General features: G+C 63.4%; 20 protein-coding genes. 17 read left to right on the forward strand and 3 right to left on the reverse strand.

The window, feature by feature from the left end; translation table 11 throughout:
• Positions 1-143 precede the first annotated feature (143 nt).
• From DTA15_RS16265 to DTA15_RS16275, 3 genes are read left to right on the forward strand one after another with little or no spacing between them, the layout of a single operon-like run.
• Positions 144-1943, forward strand: a complete 1800-nt coding sequence (locus DTA15_RS16265) for a TolC family protein (RefSeq protein ID WP_012493492.1) — start codon at positions 144-146, stop codon at positions 1941-1943.
• Positions 1936-4155, forward strand: a complete 2220-nt coding sequence (locus DTA15_RS16270) for a type I secretion system permease/ATPase (RefSeq protein ID WP_006490348.1) — start codon at positions 1936-1938, stop codon at positions 4153-4155. Before DTA15_RS16265 ends, DTA15_RS16270 begins: the two co-directional genes overlap by 8 nt.
• A complete protein-coding gene (locus DTA15_RS16275) occupies positions 4152-5324 on the forward strand; it encodes a beta-barrel domain-containing protein (protein ID WP_006490268.1) in 1173 nt (390 codons plus the stop codon). The genes DTA15_RS16270 and DTA15_RS16275 overlap by 4 nt, the downstream gene beginning before the upstream one ends.
• A gap of 18 nt (positions 5325-5342) precedes the next feature.
• On the opposite strand, the gene DTA15_RS16280 is transcribed toward DTA15_RS16275, so the two are convergent.
• From DTA15_RS16280 to DTA15_RS16290, 3 genes are all read right to left on the reverse strand, one after another.
• Positions 5343-5903 (reverse strand): DUF488 domain-containing protein, encoded by a 561-nt coding sequence (locus DTA15_RS16280; protein ID WP_006490323.1) that lies wholly within the window; start codon positions 5901-5903, stop codon positions 5343-5345.
• A complete protein-coding gene (locus DTA15_RS16285; RefSeq protein ID WP_006490334.1) occupies positions 5900-6127 on the reverse strand; it encodes a hypervirulence associated TUDOR domain-containing protein in 228 nt (75 codons plus the stop codon). Before DTA15_RS16285 ends, DTA15_RS16280 begins: the two co-directional genes overlap by 4 nt.
• A 387-nt stretch (positions 6128-6514) precedes the next feature.
• Positions 6515-7423 carry a LysR family transcriptional regulator gene (locus tag DTA15_RS16290; protein ID WP_006490331.1) on the reverse strand — a complete coding sequence of 303 codons (909 nt, stop codon included), beginning with the start codon at positions 7421-7423 and terminating at the stop codon, positions 6515-6517.
• Positions 7424-7509: 86 nt separating this feature from the next.
• On the opposite strand from DTA15_RS16290, the gene DTA15_RS16295 reads away from it, so the two are divergent.
• The 14 genes from DTA15_RS16295 to DTA15_RS16360 all read left to right on the forward strand — a co-directional run bounded on the left by DTA15_RS16295 (position 7510) and on the right by DTA15_RS16360 (position 21432).
• Positions 7510-9132, forward strand: a complete 1623-nt coding sequence (locus DTA15_RS16295) for an ATP-dependent acyl-CoA ligase (RefSeq protein ID WP_006490266.1) — start codon at positions 7510-7512, stop codon at positions 9130-9132.
• A 109-nt stretch (positions 9133-9241) separates the two neighbouring features.
• On the forward strand, positions 9242-10597 hold the full coding sequence (locus DTA15_RS16300) for an MFS transporter (RefSeq protein WP_006490302.1): 1356 nt from the start codon (positions 9242-9244) through the stop codon (positions 10595-10597).
• A gap of 24 nt (positions 10598-10621) precedes the next feature.
• A complete protein-coding gene (locus DTA15_RS16305) occupies positions 10622-11788 on the forward strand; it encodes a thiolase family protein (protein ID WP_006490253.1) in 1167 nt (388 codons plus the stop codon).
• Positions 11785-12090 carry a zinc ribbon domain-containing protein gene (locus tag DTA15_RS16310; protein ID WP_006493869.1) on the forward strand — a complete coding sequence of 102 codons (306 nt, stop codon included), beginning with the start codon at positions 11785-11787 and terminating at the stop codon, positions 12088-12090. Before DTA15_RS16305 ends, DTA15_RS16310 begins: the two co-directional genes overlap by 4 nt.
• A 117-nt stretch (positions 12091-12207) precedes the next feature.
• Complete coding sequence (locus DTA15_RS16315; RefSeq protein ID WP_006490292.1) at positions 12208-13698, forward strand: 2-hydroxymuconic semialdehyde dehydrogenase; 1491 nt, start codon at positions 12208-12210, stop codon at positions 13696-13698.
• Positions 13695-14120 carry a RidA family protein gene (locus DTA15_RS16320; protein ID WP_006490306.1) on the forward strand — a complete coding sequence of 142 codons (426 nt, stop codon included), beginning with the start codon at positions 13695-13697 and terminating at the stop codon, positions 14118-14120. The genes DTA15_RS16315 and DTA15_RS16320 overlap by 4 nt, the downstream gene beginning before the upstream one ends.
• A 48-nt stretch (positions 14121-14168) precedes the next feature.
• Positions 14169-14702 (forward strand): 3-hydroxyanthranilate 3,4-dioxygenase, encoded by a 534-nt coding sequence (locus tag DTA15_RS16325; RefSeq protein ID WP_006490322.1) that lies wholly within the window; start codon positions 14169-14171, stop codon positions 14700-14702.
• A 25-nt stretch (positions 14703-14727) separates the two neighbouring features.
• Positions 14728-15762, forward strand: a complete 1035-nt coding sequence (locus DTA15_RS16330; protein WP_006490340.1) for an amidohydrolase family protein — start codon at positions 14728-14730, stop codon at positions 15760-15762.
• Positions 15752-16465 carry an SDR family NAD(P)-dependent oxidoreductase gene (locus DTA15_RS16335; protein WP_006490321.1) on the forward strand — a complete coding sequence of 238 codons (714 nt, stop codon included), beginning with the start codon at positions 15752-15754 and terminating at the stop codon, positions 16463-16465. The genes DTA15_RS16330 and DTA15_RS16335 overlap by 11 nt, the downstream gene beginning before the upstream one ends.
• Before the next feature lie 51 nt (positions 16466-16516).
• On the forward strand, positions 16517-17755 hold the full coding sequence (locus DTA15_RS16340) for a dienelactone hydrolase family protein (RefSeq protein WP_006490332.1): 1239 nt from the start codon (positions 16517-16519) through the stop codon (positions 17753-17755).
• A gap of 145 nt (positions 17756-17900) precedes the next feature.
• Positions 17901-18992 carry a porin gene (locus DTA15_RS16345; RefSeq protein ID WP_006498889.1) on the forward strand — a complete coding sequence of 364 codons (1092 nt, stop codon included), beginning with the start codon at positions 17901-17903 and terminating at the stop codon, positions 18990-18992.
• A 62-nt stretch (positions 18993-19054) separates the two neighbouring features.
• Positions 19055-19840, forward strand: a complete 786-nt coding sequence (gene trpC / locus DTA15_RS16350) for an indole-3-glycerol phosphate synthase TrpC (RefSeq protein ID WP_006490265.1) — start codon at positions 19055-19057, stop codon at positions 19838-19840.
• A gap of 30 nt (positions 19841-19870) precedes the next feature.
• On the forward strand, positions 19871-20650 hold the full coding sequence (gene mhpD / locus DTA15_RS16355; RefSeq protein ID WP_006490369.1) for a 2-keto-4-pentenoate hydratase: 780 nt from the start codon (positions 19871-19873) through the stop codon (positions 20648-20650).
• Positions 20651-20664: 14 nt separating this feature from the next.
• On the forward strand, positions 20665-21432 hold the full coding sequence (locus tag DTA15_RS16360; RefSeq protein WP_006498891.1) for a 2-keto-4-pentenoate hydratase: 768 nt from the start codon (positions 20665-20667) through the stop codon (positions 21430-21432).
• The last annotated feature ends 12 nt before the right edge of the window (positions 21433-21444 follow it).

Consider the following 21444-nt stretch of genomic DNA (forward strand, 5'->3'; position numbering starts at 1 on the left):
CGCAGCGCCCCGGGGAGGCCGGCCTGCCTCCCCGACACGGCAGGCCCGTTCGCATCGCGACGCGGGCCCGCCCGACGCATATCCGTTCCCGCGTCATGCGCGGGGCCAGCTTTGCCGGACGGCTCGCCGCCGGCGTCCCGATGATGCTCAAGACAACCGCTTGCTCCAGATTCACAGTGCGTCGCGCCGCTCGCGCGGCGCGTGCCGTTTTTCATCCAGGCCATGTGTTGTTCGCGATCGCGCTGTTCGATACCGCCTCGGTGGCGTTCGCGTCATCGTCGTCGCCGCTGCCGAGCGGCCGACTGACCGATTCGTTCGAGACCGCGGTCCGCGTGCCGGCTCCTGCGGCCCAGGCTGCCGCGGCATCTCCCCCGCGTTCGTTGCCGCCGGGGTCTCCCCGGGGTGCCGCTCCGGCGATGCACACCGCGATGGCGCCGTCGTTCGTGCCGTTGCCGGCCGGCATGCCCGCCGCCGCCGCTGCCGCCCCGCGCCGGCACCTGGCGCCGCCATTGCCGCCTGCGGACCCGGCACGGCGCATCGTCCTCGCGAACCTGTCCCGTGCGATGGCGCCGGGCGACCTGCCATCACCGGTGCCGTTGCCGCACGACGGGGTGACGACGATCACGCCGGATCTGCCGGACGCATTCGACACGCCCGCCGCCGCGCACGCAGCGGATCCCGAGGATGCAGAGGATTCCGCCGGCGCATCGGGCGAAACGCTGCGCATCGCGCTCGATCGCCTGACGCTGCGCGACGCGGTCGGCGTCGCGATCGCGCGCCATCCGGACATCGGTCGCGCGCATGCGGAAGTGGCGCAAAGCCTGTCGGAGGTCGAGGTCGCGAAAGCGGCCTGGTACCCGAAGATCGACTATGGCGTGCGCCCCGGCTATGGCGGCAGTTTCGGCAGCAACGGCAACCGTACCGGCACGCGCGCCTCGATCGGCGTGTCGCAGTTGCTGTACGACTTCGGCCGTACGTCGGGCCGGATTTCCGCGGCGGACTCGACGCGCAGCCAGAAGCAGTACCAGTTGGCCGACACGATCGAGACGGTCGCGTATCAGACGGCGTCGACGTTCATCGAACTGGCCGCGAGCCAGGACGTCGTCGCCGCCGCGCGGCGCCAGGTCGCCGCGCTGAGCGACACGCGCACGAAGATTCTCGATCGCGTGCGGGCCGGACTGTCGGTTTCGTCGGACCGCAATCTGGTCGAACTGGCGATCCTGCATGCACAGGCGGAAGTGCTGAAGGCCAACACGCGCTTCGACGTCGCCGCCGCGAAGCTCACCGAACTGATCGGCGCCCGCCCGCGGCGCGTGGCGCCCCTCGGCGGCACGGTCGATTTCGTCGGCGATCTCGGCCACGCCGGCGGCGACATCGAACGCACGCCGTCGGTGCTTGCCGCGGCGGCGGCCGTCGATGCGGCCGATGCGCGCGTGCGGGTCGCGCAGGCGGAACGCTTTCCGTCGATCGGTATCGGCGCGAGCCGTTCGATATCGAGCGGCCGCCCGAACGCGACCAATGACACATGGATCGGTTTCGCGGTGAGCGGCAACTACTCGCTCGGCGGCCTGGCGAAACACCAGATCGCGGCCGCCGAAGCCGAACTGCGCGCGAACCGCGAAAGCCTCGAGAACCGGCGGCTCGTCACGCGCAGCGCGCTCAAGTCGGCGGAAATCGAAGCGTCCGGCGCGGCCGCGCGCCTGAACAGCTACGAGAAAGTGACCGCGCTGTCGCGCGCGTCGCGCGACCTGTACTGGCAGGAATACATCCTGAACAAGCGTACGTTGACCGACGTCGTGAATCCGGAGCGCGACATCTTCGAATCGGAAGTCGAGGCGATCAACGCACTGGCCGACGGCGCGATCGCGCGCATCAAGGCATACGTGGCAGTCGGCAAATTCGTCGAATTGCTGCGCGAACACGAGGGGAGTCGTCATGAATGATGCGTTTCGCGCCGGGCGCGATGCCGGCGCCGATATCGCGCGCTGGACCGACCCGCTGATTTTCGCGGCACGGCATCTCGGTCTCGCCGTTTCGCCCGAGCAGGTCCGTGGCGCGGCGTCGTGGGCGAGCGTCGCGGAGCCGGACGCCGCCGTCATCGAAGTCGCCGCGTCCGCGGGCCTGGCCGCGCAGTTCGTCGCGTTGCCGCCGGCACGGCTCACGCCGGCGATGCTGCCGGCGCTCGCCGTGTTCGACGATGCGCATGTCGGCGTGATCGTATCGGTCGCGGCGGGGCGTGCGGTCGTCCAGTTCGTCTTCGACGGCAAGCCGGTCGAACGCGCGATCGATCTGGACGCGCCGGCGCCGGCGTGGCCGGCCCGCATGTTGATCGTCCACGAGCGGGTCGCGCGGCGTGACGAACGCGTCGACGGCTACCTGTCCGCCAAACCCGACACCTGGCTGCACGATCTGTTCTCGGCGCAATGGAAGGTATTGCTCGATCTCGGCGCCGGCTCGCTGTTTGGCAATCTGCTCGCGATCGCGACGTCGCTGTTCGCGATGCAGGTGTGGGATCGTGTGGTCCCGGCGCGGGCGACGCACACGCTGTGGGTGCTGGCTTCAGGCGTCGTGCTCGCGCTCGCGCTGGAACTGCTGCTGCGTACCGCCCGCGTATCGATCGCCGATCATTTCGGCAAGCAGGCGGACCTCAAGCTGTCCGCGATGTTCTTCGCGCGCGTGCTCGATATCCGCAACGACGCGCGGCCGCGCTCGCCGGGCACGCTGGTCGCCCAGCTTCGCGACCTCGAACAGCTGCGCGAGCTGCTGACGTCGAGCACGATGGGCGTGCTGATCGACATCCCGTTCGTCATCACGTTCCTGTTCATCATCTGGCTGCTCGGCGGGCCGCTCGCGTTCGTGCCGCTCGCGGCGATCCCGCTGCTGATCCTGCCGGGCGTGCTCGCGCAAATCCCGCTGGCGAAGCTGTCGAACCAGGGGCTCGAGGAATCGGCGCTGCGCAACGCGATCCTGATGGAGGCCATCTATCGCGCGGAGGACATCAAGGCGTTGCAGGCGGAGCCGCGATTCCGGCAGCTGTGGGCGCGGACGAATCGCGTGAATGCCGATATCGGCTTGCAACAACGCCGGCTGGCCGGTCTGCTGGTCAATCTCGCGCAGACGGTGCAGCAGCTTGCGTACGCCGGCGTACTGGTCGCCGGCGTGTACGGCATCCTGGACGCGAGCCTGTCGTTCGGCGCCGTGCTGGCCTGTTCCATCCTGACGAGCCGCACGATCGCCCCGCTGGGCCAGATTCCCGCCGTGCTGTCGCGCATCCAGAACGTACGCGCGGGCAAGAAGGGGCTCGACAACCTGCTCGCGCTGCCGGTCGATCATGATCCGGCGGTCGATGCGTATCACAAGCCGGCGCTCGTCGGCCGATATCGCTTCGAGCAGGTCGGATACAGCTTCGATCCGCAGGCAAAGCCGGTGCTCGGTATTCCGAATCTGTCGATCGAGCCGGGCGAGCGGATCGCGATTCTCGGCCGGGTCGGTGCGGGCAAATCGACGCTGCTGCGGCTGCTCGGCGGACTCGCGACGCCGGTGCAGGGGCGCATCCTGTTCAACGACACGCCACTGCCGCTGATCGACGTCGCTGACGTCCGTCGCGACGTCGGGATGCTGCTGCAGGAATCGAGTCTCTTCTACGGCACGCTGCGAGAGAACCTGCTGATCGCGAATCCGCTCGCTACCGACGATGCGATGCTCGCGGCGATGAAGGTCGCCTGCGCGGACCAGTTGCTGTTGCGGCAGCCGCACGGCCTCGACCTGAAACTGCGCGAAAGCGGCCTCGGCCTGTCCGGCGGCCAGAAGCAGGCGCTGATGCTGGCCCGCGTGATTCTGCGTGCACCGAACGTGTTGCTGCTCGACGAGCCGACCGCGTCGCTCGACGAGGCGACCGAGCGCGCGATCGTCGAGCGCCTGCGGCAGTGGCTCGGCCATCGCACGTTGATCGTCGCGACGCATCGTTATCCGGTGCTGTCGATCGTCGATCGCATCATCGTGCTCGATGGCGGGCGCGTGGTGCGTGACGGTCCGAAAGACGAGGTGCTGGCAGCGTTACGCGGTGCCGGCACGCCGGAGCCGGCGGCGGCTTCGCGCGCGCCGGCTGGCGAGTCGAGCCCGTTGCCGGCGCAGATGGCGGGAGAGGCACGATGAGCGATTTTCCGTGGTCGGCGCATCGCGCACGCGAAGCGGCACCCGCCCGGCGAATGCTGTGGCTGATCGTTGCTGCGCTGGCGATCTTCCTCGTGTGGTCCGTGTTCGCGAACCTCGACGAAGTCGCGGTCGGCGAAGCCAAGGTCACGCCGGCATCGAAAGGGCAGGTCATCCAGAGTCTCGAAGGCGGCATCCTGCTGGAACTGGCGGTGCGCGAAGGCGATGTCGTCGACGCGGGCCAGCGGCTCGCGACGCTCGATCCGGTGCTCGCGCGCTCGTCGATGGAGGAAACGCTGGAACGGATCACCGCATTGCAGGGCCGTGCCGCGCGGCTGTATGCGGAGATGAACGACCTGCCCGGCATCGAATTCCCGGCGGAACTGGCGAACGAGAAGGCCGTGACCGGGCGTGAGCGTCAGCTGTTCGTCGCAAACCGGCGCGCGTTTCGCGAGAACGTCGCCAACCTGCGCGAACAGTTGCGGCTCGCCGAGGACGAGCTCCGGATTGCGTTGCCGCTGTTGAAAACCGGCGCGACCAACGAGGTCGAGGTGCTCCGGTTGCGTCAGAAGGCCGCCGAATTCTCGACGAAGCTCGCAGCGGCGCAGAGCGAATACTACGTCGCGCTGAAAGCCGACTATTCGAAGACGATGGCCGATCTCGAGCCGCTGCTCAAGGTTCGCGAAGGGCGTGCCGATCAATTGCGGCGAACCGTGATTCGCGCGCCGGCGCGCGGCATCGTGAAAGACATCCGGGTGTCGACGGTCGGCGGGGTGATTCCGCCGGGCGGCATGCTGATGGAGATCGTGCCGCTCGACGACCAGTTGTTGATCGAGGCGCGCCTCAGCCCGCGCGACATCGCATTCATTCATCCGGGGCAGGAGGCGACCGTGAAGATCACGGCGTTCGAGTCGTCGATCTACGGGTCGCTGCCGGCGAAGGTCGAGCGGATTTCGCCCGACACGATCGAAGACCAGGTCGACCGGCGCGTGTATTACTACCGTGTTTACGTGCTCACGCAGCACGCGTATCTGGAAACCCGCGACGGCAAGCGGCATCCGATCCTGCCGGGCATGGTCGCCACCGCGGAGATCCGCACCGGGCGCCGCACCGTGTTCGACTACCTGGTCAAGCCGCTGAACCGCGCAGCCGAGGCGTTGCGCGAACGCTAACGCGCCGGCGCGGCACGATCATGGGTGCGACGCCGAGTCGTTGCGTTCGGCATCCGGATACACGATCGTGCCGTCGTCCCGGATCGCGGCGCCGGCCGTGAGCCGCGCGGGCTCCACGCGGTTGCGGTCCATGATGTGCAGCACCGTTTCGCCGCGCGCGATCAGGTAATCGGACACGATGCGCCGGTGGCAGCGCCACCACACGGCTTCCGAACACATGATCGCGCAGCGCTGCTCGTGCCCCTGCGCGATCAGCCGGTCGAGGCCCGCATGAAACGCCGGCGACAGCGCATAGTCCGCGTAGCGGTGAAAGCTGCGGTTGGTCCAGAAACCGTTGACGTCGTCGGGTACGCCGCGCGACTTGCCGCGCAGGCCGCCGAGCTCGGCGATGTGTTCGTACGCGATGTCGGCGGCGGCGAGCGCGTCCGGCAGCGTCGCTTCGTTGAATTGCGGATTGGTGCGCGAACGCGTCATCTTGCGGATGTCCGCGAGCAGCGTGATCTCGACCGCATCGAGCAGGTCGACGAATGCGTCGAGCGTGCGGTTCGAATGGCCGATCGTGTAGAACGGGAGCGTCATGCGTCGTCCTTGCCGGCGATGCGTTCGAGCACGCGGCCGCGATGCGCGGCGATGTGGTCGGTCCGGTCGCTCTTGATCTCGTACTGCGGATCGTCGGGCGACGCGCGATGGCGATGCCCCTTGTAGTCGAAGTCGGCGGTATGGATCGCGATGATCGTGCCGGTCACGTAGCCGGCCTCGGAATTCCAGCGGACGTGGTCGCCCAGCCTGAATGGGGTGGTCATGCCGGGTGTGCCTCCTCGTGTCGATACACGGTGGGTCGGTCCGCGGCCTTGGCGGTGCGCGTCGGAGGCCGCGAGACAGAACATCGATGAATTCAGGACAAACTGGATGCGTGAACGAGAGTAGCGCGATTTCCGCCACCCGGGCGAATGTGCTTGAGCGGAAGCCGGCGTGTCTTGTGTAACGCCATATATCCGACGAGGCGCCGGCAAAAAGTTCACGTCCGTTGCCCGTACGGTGGTAGCTGGGTTCGGAACAGCAATGTGTGGGAGGAATCGGGGTGATATCCCGGGACGAAATGACTCGATCAGCGCCTGGCCCAGCTGGCTATCGCGGCAATGACGCGGGTGGTCGACCCGGCTGAAGCGACGAACAATTTCGATGCGGAGTCAACCGCGATGCAGCGTCTCGATGACGAGCTCGCGGAGCCAACAGATTCCTTCGTCATTGTCGAAGTTGCGATGCCAATGAACGGTGGATTCAATGTCGGGAATTTCCGCAGGTATCGGATAGATCGAGAACTGGCCCGTTTCATTGAACATGAGCGCCGCGCCTTTATGGAGCGTCACCATCCAGTCCGTGCGCTGCAGAATCTGTGGAACAACCGTGAAATGGGGTACGCGTAATGCAATACGCCGGTGCAAACCCTGCGTGCGCAAAATATCGTCGATCGCAAGATGGCTGCTGTCGCTGGTTGTGACGCTCACATGCAGAAATTCCAGAAACTTCTGTCGTGACAACTTCCGGGCCGGTAGCCCGGCGCGTTTTCGCGTCATGCACACGAACTCGTCGCGAAACAACAGCGCGTGGTTTGTGACCGGCATGAGCGACGGAAGGTTGCCGATAGCGAGATCGATCTGCCCAAGTCGCAGTTTCTCCTCGACCTCGCGCAGCGGCACTTGCTCGGCCGCTAGCCGCACCTCCGGTGCAACGCGTTGCAATTTCTCGCAAATGCGCGGCAAGAAAACGTGTTCCCCAATGTCGGACATTGCCAGGCGAAACTCGCGCGTACTCGTCGCAGGGTCGAACTCTTCGCTTTGCCGCAAGGCTTCGCGGATCGACGCGATGGCGTTGCTGAGCGGGACAGCCAATCTTTCCGCGGTCGCCGTGGGCAACATTCCATCCGGCGTGCGAACGAAAAGAGGATCGTCGAACAGCGAGCGCAGACGTCCCAGCGAATAACTGATCGTGGGCTGTGACAAGTGCAGCCGCTGCGCTGCACGCGTGAGGCTGCGCTCTTCGAGAATCACCTGGAACACGCGCAGCAGGTTGAGATCGATGCTATGGAAATTGATCACGTCTATGTACCCCCTAAAATTGATCGATTTGACCGATATCTTAGCGGAACCTAGACTGGCCTCACACATAGGAGAGGCCAGTGTTTATGGAACTGACAGATACGATCGTCGAACAGCGTGCAGACGAACCAGCGGTTGTTTCGTCGCGCACGCTGCCGGCCTTGCTGGCAGCGCGCGTTGCCCGAAACGCCGAGGGACCGCTATTTTCGGACGGAACCACGGTATGGAGCGGCGCCGATGCCATCGAGATCGCGGCGCGCCGAGCCGGTACACTGGCCGCGCATGGCATCAAGCGCGGTGATCGCGTCGCATTGCTCTGCGGAAACCGTGCCGAATTCATGGAAGTCGTCCTCGGCTGCGGCTGGCTCGGCGCGGTGGTCGTGCCGATCAACACCGCCTCGCGCGGTCCGCAACTCGAGCATATCCTGCGTAACTCGGGCGCGCGCTTGCTGGTCGCCGAAGCGCATCTTGTAGACGTCGTGCACGCGCTCGACGCGCGAGATCTTCCCCTCGAGCACATCTGGCTGATCGACGAACCGGTGGCGAATTCGCTTGCGCCCCGTTACAGCACGACACCGCTCCCCCCGGCAGCAGAGTCGGTTCCGGCCGCGAACGTCCAAGACGGCGATGCTTTTGCCGTGCTCTATACCTCCGGTACGTCGGGGTTGTCCAAAGGGGTGATCTGTCCGCATGCCCAGTTCTACTGGTGGGGATACAACACGGCGCATGATCTCGGCGTTGTCGCAGGCGACGTTCTGTACACGTGCTTGCCGCTGTTTCATACAAACGCACTCAACAGCTTTTTCCAGGCCATGTTGCACGATGCTCAACTCGTCGTGGGCCGGCGTTTCTCCGCGAGCGGCTTCTTCGACGCGTTGGTGGCCACGCAAGCAACCGTTACGTTCGTTCTCGGTGCGATGGTGCCCATTCTGCTGGGCAGGCCGGCAACTGCGAGCGAGCGTGGACATCGGGTACGCGTCGCGCTCGCGCCGGGCGTGCCGGGACATTTCCAGGAAGAATTCACGGCTCGCTGCGGCATTGCCCTGATCGACGGGTACGGCTCGACGGAAACCAATGCAGTGATCGGCGGCGTCGCGAGCGCTCGACGCCCGGGATATATGGGCCGGCTGGCTCGAGGCTTCGAAGCGCGTGTCGTCGACGAGCACGATCGGCCGGTACCTGACGGCCAGCCGGGCGAACTGATCCTGCGCGCCAACGAGCCGTTTTCCTTTGCGAACGGCTATCTGGGCATGGCGGCCGAAACGGTGAAGGCCTGGCGCAATCTGTGGTTTCACACGGGTGACCGCGTCATACGCGAGGCCGACGGCTATTTCCGTTTCGTCGATCGTCAGAAGGATGCGATCCGCCGCCGCGGCGAGAACATCTCGTCATATGAGGTCGAGCAAGTGCTGTTGAGCCATCCTTCGGTCGAGACGGCAGCGGTGTTTGCCGTGAAGTCGACGCTCGCTGAAGACGAGGTGATGGCAGTCATCGGCCTGCGAGACGGCGAGGCGTTGGAGCCACTCGATCTGATCCGCTACTGCGAACCGCGATTGCCATACTTCGCCGTGCCGCGCTATCTGGACTTCCAGCAAGAACTGCCGAAGACGGAAAACGGAAAGATCCAGAAGTTCAAGTTACGGGAGACCGGCGTGACTGCCACGACGTGGGATCTGGAAATGTCTGGATACCAGCTCAAGCGTCGATGACGCGACGGTCACTATTTTCCGGAAGGCGCGGCGGACAAGTTCGCGACAGGGCGATTCGTCGACGCTTGGCAACTGAGACAGCAGCAATCAGTACATCTCGAATGTACACATGGAGCCTCCCATGGCCAGCATGAGAACGTTTTCTGCCGCGAGCACGCCCCCTCAAGTGGCGCCCGAGCCCGCAGCGGTCTCTGTCGACGAAAGGTCCCTGCGGCGAATCGTGTTCGCGTCCGTCGCGGGGAACGCGCTCGAGTGGTATGACTTTTTCCTGTATAGCACTGCCGCAGCGCTCGTTTTTGGCGAGCTGTTCTTTCCGAAAGGAACCGATCCGCTCGTGGGCACGCTTGTCGCATTCGCGGGCTTCTCCGTCGGGTTCGCCGCTCGTCCGTTGGGTGGCGCGCTGTTTGGGCATATCGGCGACCGCTATGGTCGAAAGAGTGCGCTCGTGTGGACCCTGTCGATCATGGGCGGTGCGACGTTCCTGATCGGCTTCCTGCCGACTTACCCGCAGGTCGGGCTGTGGGCACCGGTGCTGCTGATGGTCCTGCGCATATTGCAAGGCGTCGCGGCTGGCGGGGAATGGGGTGGCGCAGTGCTGATGATCAGCGAGTCTGCGCCGCCTGAACGGCGCGGATTTTACGCGTCCATGAGCCAGATCGGCGTCGGCGGCGGTTTCGTGCTGTCGGCTAGTGTTTTCTTCCTCGTGCAGATGTTGCCGAAGGACGCGTTCATGTCGTGGGGCTGGCGGATTCCGTTCTTGCTGTCGATCGCGATTTTCGGAGTGGGCGTTTATATCCGTTCGAAGTTGCCTGAAAGCGCCGAATTCGCGAAGGCCGAGGCCGAGGGAAGAAGAGCCCGGATGCCGGTACTCGACGTGATCCGCAAGCATCCGAAGGAAGTGCTGATGGCAATGGGGCTGCGCGTGGCGGAAAACGGCGCTTCATACATCGTCATTGCGTTTGCGCTCGTTTATGGGAAATTCATCGGCGTACCGAACCAGATCATGCTCGCTGGCGTGATCGTCTCGATGGCCGTGGAACTGGTCACGCTGATGTTGTGGGGCCGCCTGTCCGACCGGTTGGGCCGCAAGCCCGTGTACATGATCGGCGCTGTCGGCGTCGTGATCATCGCGTTTCCGTTTTTCTGGCTCCTCGATACGAAGGTCCCGGCGCTCATCTGGCTGGCCTTCCTGCTCGGTAATGCCGTGTGTCACGGCGCGATGCTCGGCACGCAACCCGCGTTGATGGGCGAGCTGTTCAGCACGGAAGTGCGTTACTCGGGTATGGCGCTCGGTCACGAGGTCTCGTCGGTCTTCGCAGGCGGCTTGTCACCGATGCTGGCGACGGCGCTGCTTGCGCACTACCACGCAGCCTGGCCGGTGGCATTGCTGATGGCGGCCCTCGGGATGATCACCGTGATCTCGCTGTTGTTCACCCACGAGACGGTTGCCCGTCGCGAGCGTTGATCGTCGCGCTCAAGGAGATCGAATATGACACTCGAGAAATGCGACGAAGTCCTGCTGACAGCCGGGGTGGAAGTACCGTATAGGCGACACGCTCCGTCGGATTCCACTGGCGACCTGCTTGCCCGGGCGTTCGCCGCTGCCCTCGACGAGTCGGGGTTCTCGGCGAAGGACGTCGACGGACTCGGCGTCGCGTCTTTTACGCTGGCTCCGGACCATGCCATCGACCTCGCGTGGCGGCTCGGGCTGAGCCCGCGCTGGAGCATGGACGATTGTCACGGTGGAGCAAGCGCCATCAACATGCTGCAGCACGCGATACGCGCGATTCAGCATGGCGACGCGAACGTGATTGCGCTGGTGTCCGGCGATCGATTCGAGCCGGCTGACTTCAAGCAACTGGTCGATCACTACAACCTGACGACGCGCACCTGGTTACGGCCGCTCGACCTCGGTGGACCGAACGGACTGTTCGCGATGCTCACGCAACGTCACGCGAAGCGTCACGACCTGACCCGCCGCGACTATGGGGCGCTGTGCGTGGCGCAACGGGCGTGGGCGGCGCTGAACCCGAACGCAGTCTATCGAACGCCGCTGACGATCGAAGACTATCTCGAAGCACCGATCATCGCCGATCCGTTGGGACGATTCGATTGCGTCCCCGTTGTGAGCGGCGCCAATGCCGTGATCATCGCGCGCGCCGATCTCGTGCGTCAGGCCAGGAACGTCCGTGTGCGCTCCTTGCAATGCCGCTACAACAGCGATCACCAGACGGGGGATGGCACTCGGACTTCATTGTCCGCGATTGCCGGCGAATTGTGGCGACAGGCAGGTGTCGCGCCCGACGACATCGACATGGTTTCGGTCTACGACGACTATCCCGTGATGGCGATTGCGCAACTGGACGATCTCGGCTTCGCGCCCGACGGCGACTTGCGCGCAATGATCGCGCGCGTCGAATCGCGCGCCCTGCCGGTGAATACATCCGGTGGTCAACTGTCCGCCGGGCAGGCGGGAGCCGCGGGCGGCATGCATGGGCTCGTGGAGGCGTTGACCCAGTTGCGCGGACGTGCGGGGGAGCGGCAGGTGCCGAATGCTCGGCTCGCGGTCGTGAGTGGCTATGGAATGGTCGAGTATCGCTACGGCATGTGTGCGAATGCCGTCGTGCTGGAAGCGGTTGAGCGGGGTGTGCAATGAAACTCGAGGTATTCCAGTGCACGCAGTGCGGTTCGACGGTGTTTCCTGCGCGCTATTTCTGTTTCGAATGCGGCGGCGCCGATTGGCGCGAGCGAGTGGTCGAACACGGCCGCGTCGGCGAATTGACGACCGTGCGCCGGCGCGTCGGCGCGCAAGACGGCGGCGACGTGCTTCTTGCAAGCGTGACGACGGATGCTGGCCCGACCGTCATCGCGCGACTCGAATGCGCGGTGCGGACTGGCGACTGCGTCCGCCTTGCAGTCGACGAACAGAACGGTGTTCTTGCGCTGCCCGTCGCGTGACCCAGGTGGAAATCGGTTCGTTGAACGATGCCGGTGGCGCCGGCGGGAAGGCGTCAGGATCCATGCGCGCTCGGACATGTGCACGGAACGGCAAAATTAATCAAGCAGGAGAAGGGTGTGACAACTCAATTGAATTCGACCTCGCGCGACCGGCAGTTGTTGCGCCATTACATCAACGGTGAGTTTGTGGCGAGCGGCACAACCTTTCCAAACCTCAGTCCGGTCGACGGTCGCAAGCTTGCCGACGTTTGCGAAGCAGATGCGGCGCTCGTGGATAGCGCCGTACAGGCGGCTCACGCGGCGCAGAAGGCCGGCTGGCGCGACACGACGCCCGCGCAACGGGCGGCATGGCTGCATAAGATCGCGGACGGCATCGAGGCCCGCTTCGACGAATTCGTGGCGGCGGAAGTCGCCGATACCGGTCGGCCTGTCGCGCAGGCCCGCACCCTCGACATCGCACGTGGCATTGCCAATTTCCGGACCTTTGCCGACCTTGTCCGCACCGCGAGCGGTGAGTACTTCGAAACGCATGCGGCGGACGGCAGCGAGCTGATCAACTACGTGACGCGCAAGCCGCTCGGCGTGATCGGCATCATATCGCCGTGGAACCTGCCTCTGCTGTTGTTCACGTGGAAGGTGGCGCCGGCGCTGGCAATGGGCAACTGTGTGGTCGCCAAGCCCTCCGAGGAGACACCCAGCTCCGCAACGTTGCTCGCCGAAGTCATGCACGACGTCGGCTTGCCACCCGGCGTCTTCAATCTGATTCATGGGCACGGCCAGAACGCGGCCGGCGAATTCCTGACGCGTCATCCGGATATCAGTGCAATCACGTTCACGGGCGAGTCGCGCACCGGCAGCACGATCATGAAGGCCGTTGCGGACGGCGTGAAAGAGGTTTCGTTCGAGCTGGGCGGCAAGAACGCGGCCGTCGTGTTCGCGGACGCGGACTTCGATGCCGCGGTTGCCGGCGTCCTTCGGTCCAGTTTCACGAACGCCGGCCAGGTCTGCCTGTGCAGTGAGCGGGTGTATGTGGAGCGGCCGATCTTCGAGCGCTTCGTCGCGGCGCTCAAGGAACAGGCGCAAGCATTGCGCGTTGGCGCGCCGGAAGATCCCGCCACGACGATGGGACCGCTCATTTCGCGCGGCCATCGCGACAAGGTGCTGTCGTATTTTCGTCTTGCCGTCGAAGAAGGCGCGACGGTCGTGACCGGTGGTGGCGCCCCGAGCTTCGGCGATGCACGGGACGACGGCGCGTTTGTGATGCCGACGATCTGGACGGGCTTGCCGGATTCCGCCCGATGCGTACGGGAAGAGATTTTCGGACCGGTGTGCCACATCGCGCCGTTCGACGACGAAGCGGAGGTCGTGAAGCGCGTCAACGACAGTGCTTATGGTCTTGCCGCAAGCATCTGGACGACGCAGCTTGCGCGCGGCCATCGCGTCGCGAAGCAGATCGAGACGGGCATCGTGTGGGTCAATGCGTGGTTCGTGCGCGATCTGCGCACACCCTTCGGTGGCACCAAACTGTCAGGACTGGGACGCGAGGGGGGCCGCCATTCGCTCGACTTCTATTCCGAATTGACGAACGTTTGCGTGAGGATTGCATGAATCCGACGACTTCAGCGCGTGTCGTGCCGGGCAAGGCCACGCCGCGTGGGCGCTTCCCGCATATCACGCGAGCCGGCGATTTTCTGTTCGTCTCCGGCACCAGTTCACGACGCCCGGACAACACGATAGATGGCGCGTCAGCCGACGAATTCGGCACTGCCGCGCTCGATATTCGCCGACAGACGCGCGCCGTCATCGAAAACATGCGCGACATACTGAAAAGCGAGGGCGCGGACCTGTCGAATCTCGTCGAAATCTCGGCGTTCCTCGTGAACATGAGCGATTTTGGTGGCTACAACGAAGTGTACGCGGAGTATTTCGACGAGTCGGGGCCCGCACGAACGACTGTCGCCGTTCATCAGTTACCTCATCCGCACCTGCTCATCGAGATGAAGGCAGTTGCATACGTACCCGCGCGCTGAAATGCGAACCGCAGGATCGACATACCGATCACTTTGAGTGAGACGAGCATGCTGAGTTATGGAAAGCCATTCAACTTTCAACGTTGGATCGACGAACACGTGCATCTGTTGAAGCCGCCGGTTGGCAACCAGCAGGTATGGCAAGACAGCGATTTCATCGTCACGGTGGTGGGCGGGCCGAATCGTCGAACCGATTACCACGACGATCCGCTCGAAGAGTTTTTCTATCAACTGCGCGGCAACGCATACCTGAATCTCTGGATCGACGGCAAGCGCGAGCGCGTTGAACTGAAGGAAGGCGATGTGTTCTTGTTGCCGCCGCACGTACGTCACTCGCCGCAGCGGCCGGAGTCGGGTAGCGCATGCCTCGTGATAGAGCGCCAACGTCCGGAAGGCACCGTGGACGGATTCGAGTGGTATTGCGATGCATGCGGAGAGCGCGTTCATCGCGTCGAACTGCAGCTCAAGAGCATCGTCAACGATCTGCCGCCGCTCTTCGATGCCTTTTACGAATCGGAAGAGAAGCGCCGCTGCCCACGCTGCGGCGTCGTCCATCCGGGCAAGCAGGGCCGAACCGATTAACCGAACCTGTCCAAAGCGAACCAACATGACAGTGCGAATCGATATGCATTCCCACTTTTTTCCGCGTATTACGCGGGAAGAAGCAAGGACGCTCGATCCCGAGCATGCGCCGTGGCTCCGGGTCGATCCGGACGGCGCCACCGGGACGATCATGACCGGAGAGCGTGATTTCCGGCCCGTCTATCGTGCGTTGTGGGACCCTGCCACGCGCATTGCCGAAATGGATCGATGCGGCGTGGACATCCAGCTGATGTGCGCGACGCCCGTGATGTTCGGCTACCGGTACGACGCGGTCGCGGCGCATGAATGGGCCACGCGAATGAACGATCGCGCGCTGGAATTTTGCTCGCACGCACCGCAGCGCCTGATGCCGCTGGCTCAAGTGCCGCTGCAGGACGTCGAACTGGCCTGTCGGGAAGCTTCGCGTGCGCGCCGTGCCGGTCATCGTGGCGTGCAGATCGGCAATCACCTGGGCCCGCGCGATCTCGACGACGATCAACTGGTGACGTTTCTTACGCATTGCGCACATGACGACATACCGGTTCTGGTGCATCCGTGGGACATGATGACGGATGGCCGCATGAAAAAGTGGATGTTGCCCTGGCTGGTCGCCATGCCGGCCGAAACACAGTTGAGCATCGTGTCGCTGATTCTCTCGGGCGCGTTCGAGCGCATTCCCAGGACGCTCAAACTTTGCTTCGCCCATGGCGGCGGCAGCTTTGCGTTCCTGTTGGGGCGCGTGCAGAACGCGTGGGAGCAACGAGACATCGTACGCGAGAATTGTCCGAATCCACCCGCTTCGTATGTCGATCGTTTCCATGTCGATAGCGCCGTTTTCAGCGATGGTGCGTTGCAGTTGCTCGTGGAGACGATGGGCGAAGACCGCGTGTTGCTCGGCTCGGACTATCCGTTCCCGCTCGGAGAGAAGGTCGTGGGCGATCTGGTTGCGAATCATCCGCAATTGAGCGACGCGGCGAAGGAGAAAATCCTCGGCGTGAATGCGCAACGCTTTTTCAATCTGGCGCCCGAGCCCGGTTCGGGAGGTCGTCATGCAAATTGAAGGCTGCGTGGCATGTGTGACGGGTGCCGACCGTGGGCTAGGTGCGGGCTTGCTTGAAGCGTTGCTGGAGCGGGGCGCGCGCAAGGTCTATGCGGGCGTCCGGAAAAAGGAATGTCTTTCGGACGTTGGTCCGCGCGTCGTGCCGGTTGAAATAGACATCACGAACGTCGAGCAGGTGGCGAGGGCGGCGTCGCGTGCCAAGGACATCACGCTCCTGATCAACAACGCGGGGCTGAACCGGATGCAACCGGTACTGGAAGCGCATGACCCGGAAGCGGCGCGTGCCGAAATGGAAGTGAACTACTTCGGGACGTTGAACATGATGCGTGCATTTTCACCGGCACTCAAATCGAATGGCGGCGCCATCATCAACGTTCTTTCGATACTCGCGCGCGTCGCGCTGCCGTCCATGGCGTCGTTGAGTGCATCGAAGGCTGCGGCGCTTCGAATGACGGAAGGCGCACGCGCCGAACTCGCGCCGCATCGCGTTCGGGTCATCTCCGTGCTGCCCGGACCGATCGACACGGAAATGAGCCGGAACGTTCCCCCTCCGAAGATTGCGGTCCGAGAAGCAGTCGACGCCGTGCTGGCCGCATTGGAAGGCGGAGCGGACGAGGTCTACATGGGCGCGATGGCACAAGAAATCGCGCAGGGACTCGCCGCGGATCGCCAGGCGCTGCACGCGCGCCTTTTGACGCCTTGAGCGACTCCGAGAATCGCAACGACATTGCATTGAGCAAAGGACGAAGAGATGATGAACGGTGAATACATTGACATTGACGCCGGCAATGGCGAAGCCTTTTCCGCGTACCTCGCGCGGCCCCGACAAGGTTCCGGCCCCGGCTTGGTCCTGTTGCAGGAAATCTTCGGCATCAACGACTACATGAAGGAAACGGCCGATCGGTTTGCCGAGGAAGGGTATGTCGTGCTGGTGCCCGATCTGTTCTGGCGCATGAAGCATGGTGTCGACCTCGGCTACACCGGCGAGGACTTCGCCACGGCGCTGCGATATAACGACGAGTTCGATGTCGACAGGGCAATCACCGACATCGCATCGACGATCAAGACCCTCCGCTCGCTCGAGCAGCACGCCGGAAAGGTCGGCGCCGTCGGCTATTGCCTGGGCGGCAAACTCGCGATGCTGGCGGCCGCTCGCACGGACATCGACTGCGCCGTGAGTTACTACGGTGTGGGGCTCGATGCATATCTGGAAGAGGTGCCGTCGATTCGATGCCCGATGGTTTTTCATTTCGCCGGTGAAGACGCGCTGTGCCCCGAGGCAACACGCGAGCCGATCCAGTCGGCGCTTTCCGCGCTGCCTGCGGTCGAGCAATACGTGTATCCCGGGTGCGATCACGCTTTCGCGACCCCGAAACGCGAGCATTTCGACAAGCCGGCGGCGATGATGGCTTATTCGCGTACCATCGCGCTGTTGCGTAAAGTGCTCGGACCCGTCTATGACCTGAACGCGCTGTGGGAGCTGCACTGCTATCACGAATTCGATTCGCGCGACGTCGATTCGATCTTGCCGACCATGGTTCCCGCGCCATACGTCAACCATGTGCCGACCATGACGGGAGGCGTTGGCTACGACGATCTCAAACGGTTCTACAAGTATCACTTCGTTCACGCCAATCCGAAGGACACGCATTTCATTCCGATCTCGCGCACCATCGGCGCGGACCGTATCGTCGATGAATTCATTTTCTGTGCCACCCACGACCGCGAGATCGACTGGATGCTGCCCGGACTCGCGCCGACCGGCAAGTACATCGAGATTCCGATGCTGGCAGTCATCTGCTTCCGTGGCGACAAGCTGTACAACGAGCACATTTACTGGGACCAGGCTTCGGTGCTCGTCCAGATCGGTGTTCTGGATCCCACGGGACTGCCGGTTGCCGGCATCCGTACCGCGAAGAAATTGATAGACGAGACATTGCCGAGCAACGAGCTGATGACGAAGTGGGCGTCGAGCGAAGGCAAGCCGATCTGAGGTTCCGTAGACAGCGGGGCGCGTAATCGCGGGCGCAGCAGGATCCGCTGGTCGAGCCTGGTTTTAGAAGGAAAATCGCGCCGCGTGGCGGCGCATCAACCACACGGGTTCCATCATGAAACTAAAGTCAGGACTACTGGCGGTTATGGCGGTTGCGTCAACCTCGGCATCGGCGCAAAGCTCGGTGACCCTATACGGAATCATCTCGAACGGGCTCGGTTATGTCAGCAATCAGGGCGGGCACAGCAACTGGACAATGATTAGCGGAGCCAATCAGAACAATCGCCTGGGATTCAGATTGACCGAAGATCTGGGCGGCGGTCTGTCCGCTATCGGAGTCCTGGAGAACGGCTTCGATAGCAACAGCGGCAAACTGGGGCAAGGCGGCCGGATGTTCGGGCGGCAGGCGTTTGTCGGGCTGTCGAGTCCGACGTACGGGAAAATTACTTTCGGTCGACAGTACGACGTGCTGTGGGATTACCTGGATCGTATCGAACCACAGGCCATGGGTCCAGGCCTTGGCGTCAGTGTCGGCAGCAACGACAATATCGAAGGCAACTTCCGCTACAGCAACGCCGTCAAGTATACGAGCCCGGTCTGGGGCGGCTTCGGATTCGAATCCCTGTACGCGTTCAGCAACAAGGCCGGCAGCTTCCAGCAGAACCGTGCGTTCAGCGCAGGCGTCAATTTCGACCAGCATACGCAACGATATGCGCTGGTCTACGTCGAAATCGACCATCCGGGCACGGGCAATCCAAATGGCGCGGTGAGCGACGACTACGCAGGTGCTCCGTTCCAGCTGTTCCATACCAGCCCGCTCAGTTCGTCGGTGGGCGTACGGAAACAGCGCGTGATTGCCGGGGGGGCCGAGTACGAGTCCGAAAAACTCAGCCTCGGCGCCATCGTTTCCGACGTGCGCTACAACTATCTCGATAGCACGAGCCTGCATCTGGACAACCTTAGCGTCGTCGGCGTGTACAAGCTGACGCCAGCCTTGTTCGCCTCGGCTGCCTACCTGTACACGCACGGCAGCTACGGTGGCGTCGTCTCGAATCCGCACTGGAACCAGGGACAAGTGAGCGTCGACTATTTCCTTTCGAAGCGAACGGACGTCTATGCGTACGTCAACTACATCCGTGCCTCCGGATCCAACGCCCCCGCCGTGTTGTTCCTCTCTTCAAAATCGAGCACGAATGCGCAAACGGCCGTGGTGGTAGGGGTGCGTCACAAGTTTTGAGTCGGGATCAGGCTGATTGAGCGCCGGGCCATAACGGTCCCGGCAATGATTTGGACAACAGGATGAATACGATTCTCGACCGGATTGTCGATCGCAAGACTCGTGAAGTCCGGCTGGCAGCCGAGTGCATGCCGCAAGCCGAGCTTCGCGAGATCGCGGCGACTGTCGACTCAAGGGATTTTATCGCCGCGCTTCGCAACAAGGCCAGGCAAGGCTTGACCGGCGTCATCGCCGAGGTGAAGAAGGCGAGCCCGTCCGAGGGGATTTTGCGGCCGGACTTCGACCCTGCGGCTATCGCGGCATCGTACGAGGAAGCCGGCGCCGCCTGCCTCTCCGTGCTCACCGATCAGGTGTTCTTCCACGGAAGTGCATCGGATCTTCGCGCTGCGCGCGATGCGTCAAGCGTGCCGGTGCTTCGCAAGGATTTCATCGTGGACGCCTATCAGGTTTGGGAGGCGCGTGCGATGGGGGCCGATTGCATCTTGCTCATAGCGGCGGTCCTCGATGGCGGCGCGATGCGGGAACTCGAATGCCTCGCGTCCGAACTGGGCATGGCAGTGATCGTAGAGATTCACGGCGCTCATGAGCTCGACGCGGCACTCACGTTGAAGACCCCGCTGATCGGCGTGAACAACCGCGATCTTGCGACTTTCGCAACGAATATCGAAACAACCGTCGCGATGCGCCGGCTCATCCCCGGCGACAGGATGGTCATTTCGGAGTCTGGAATTCGGAATGCGGACGATGCACGAAGGCTTCGTTCAGCAGGCGTGGAGCATTTCCTCGTCGGCGAAGCGCTGCTTCGCGCCGAGAACCCGGGTGCCGCGCTCAAGCAGATCTTCTATTAGGCACTGACAGCTGAGAGGTCCATGAAAGCCATGCGAATTCAAGAGGCGGCGGCCGCGCTGCGTGACGCGGCAAAGACACGCAAATACATCGCGCCGTTGCGCGAGACATACGAGCAACTGAGCATCGCCGACGCGTATGCGATTCAGCGGATCAACACGGACCAGCATCTGGCGGATGGTCGGCGCCTCGTTGGTTGCAAGATCGGCCTGACCTCCGTGGCGGTGCAGAAGCAGCTCGGGGTCGATCAGCCGGACTTCGGCATGTTGTTTGATCACATGGGCTACGGCGACGGCGAACCCATTCCGGCTGAAATCCTTACCCAGCCGAAAATCGAAGCCGAAATCGCATTCGTCATCGGTCGCGATATCGTGGTAAGCGATCCAGGCCACGTGGATGTGCTCGGTGCCATCGAGTACGCGCTGCCGGCACTTGAAATTGTCGGCAGCCGCATCGCCGACTGGGATATTCGCATCGCCGACACGATCGCCGATAACGCATCGTCGTGCGCGTACGTGCTGGGCTCCCGTCCGCGCCAGCTGTCGGGTATCGACCTGCGTCTTTGCGGCATGGCGATGGAGCGGTGCGGGGAACTCGTATCGGTGGGCGCGGGAGCCGCATGTCTGGGCAACCCGCTCAACGCTGTCGTATGGCTCGCGCGAACGATGCATGCGCTCGGCACGCCGCTCAAGGCCGGCGACCTGGTCTTGTCCGGCGCCTTGGGTCCGATGGTTGCCGTCAGCCCCGGCGACGTATTCGAGACGCGCATCAACGGGCTCGGCTCCGTCCGTGCGGTTTTTGACCACGATTGAAGCGAGGCACGCCAATGATCACCACCATGGAATACGCCAGGCTGCTCGACGAGGCAGCAGTCCATGCGACCGAAGTGGCCCAATTCGACCCGGAAAGCCAGCTCCCGCTCGATATGGCTTATGCGATTCAGGCAGCGTCGATACAACGCCGTGTCGAACGCGGCCATCGACGCGTGGGTGTCAAGATGGGCTTTACCAGCCGCGCGAAGATGCTTCAAATGGGTCTGTCAGACGTGATCTGGGGACGTTTGACGGCCGACATGCAGATCGAGGAAGGCACGGCGATCGATGTCGCGCGATTCGTGCATCCGCGCGTCGAGCCCGAAATTGCGTTTGTTCTGAAGCGATCGCTCGACGGCGACGTGACGGGGCCGCAAGCGTTGGCCGCTGTCGAGGCCATCGCGCCTGCGCTCGAGATCATCGACTCTCGCTACAAGGACTTCAAGTTCACGTTGCCGGAAGTGATAGCGGACAACGCGTCGTCGAGCGGCTTCGTCCTCGGTCCCTGGTGCGATCCTCGTGTCGACGTTTCGAATCTCGGCCTCACGCTGAATATCGATGGACGTGCCGTGCAGGTTGGATCGACCGCGGCGTTGCTGGGCCATCCGTTACGTTCGCTCGTAGCCGCCGCTCGGCTTTCAGCTCGAGCGGGCGAACCTTTGCAGGCTGGCTGGATCGTGATGGCCGGCGGTGCGACTCCGGCCGAATGGATCAGGCCCGGACAGCACGTGTCAGTCGATATCGAACAATTGGGCAGTGCGTGCTTCTACACCAGGAAGTAATGCGGCGCAGGT

It is taken from the genome of Burkholderia cenocepacia (assembly GCF_900446215.1).
Classification (GTDB): Bacteria; Pseudomonadota; Gammaproteobacteria; order Burkholderiales; family Burkholderiaceae; genus Burkholderia; species Burkholderia cenocepacia.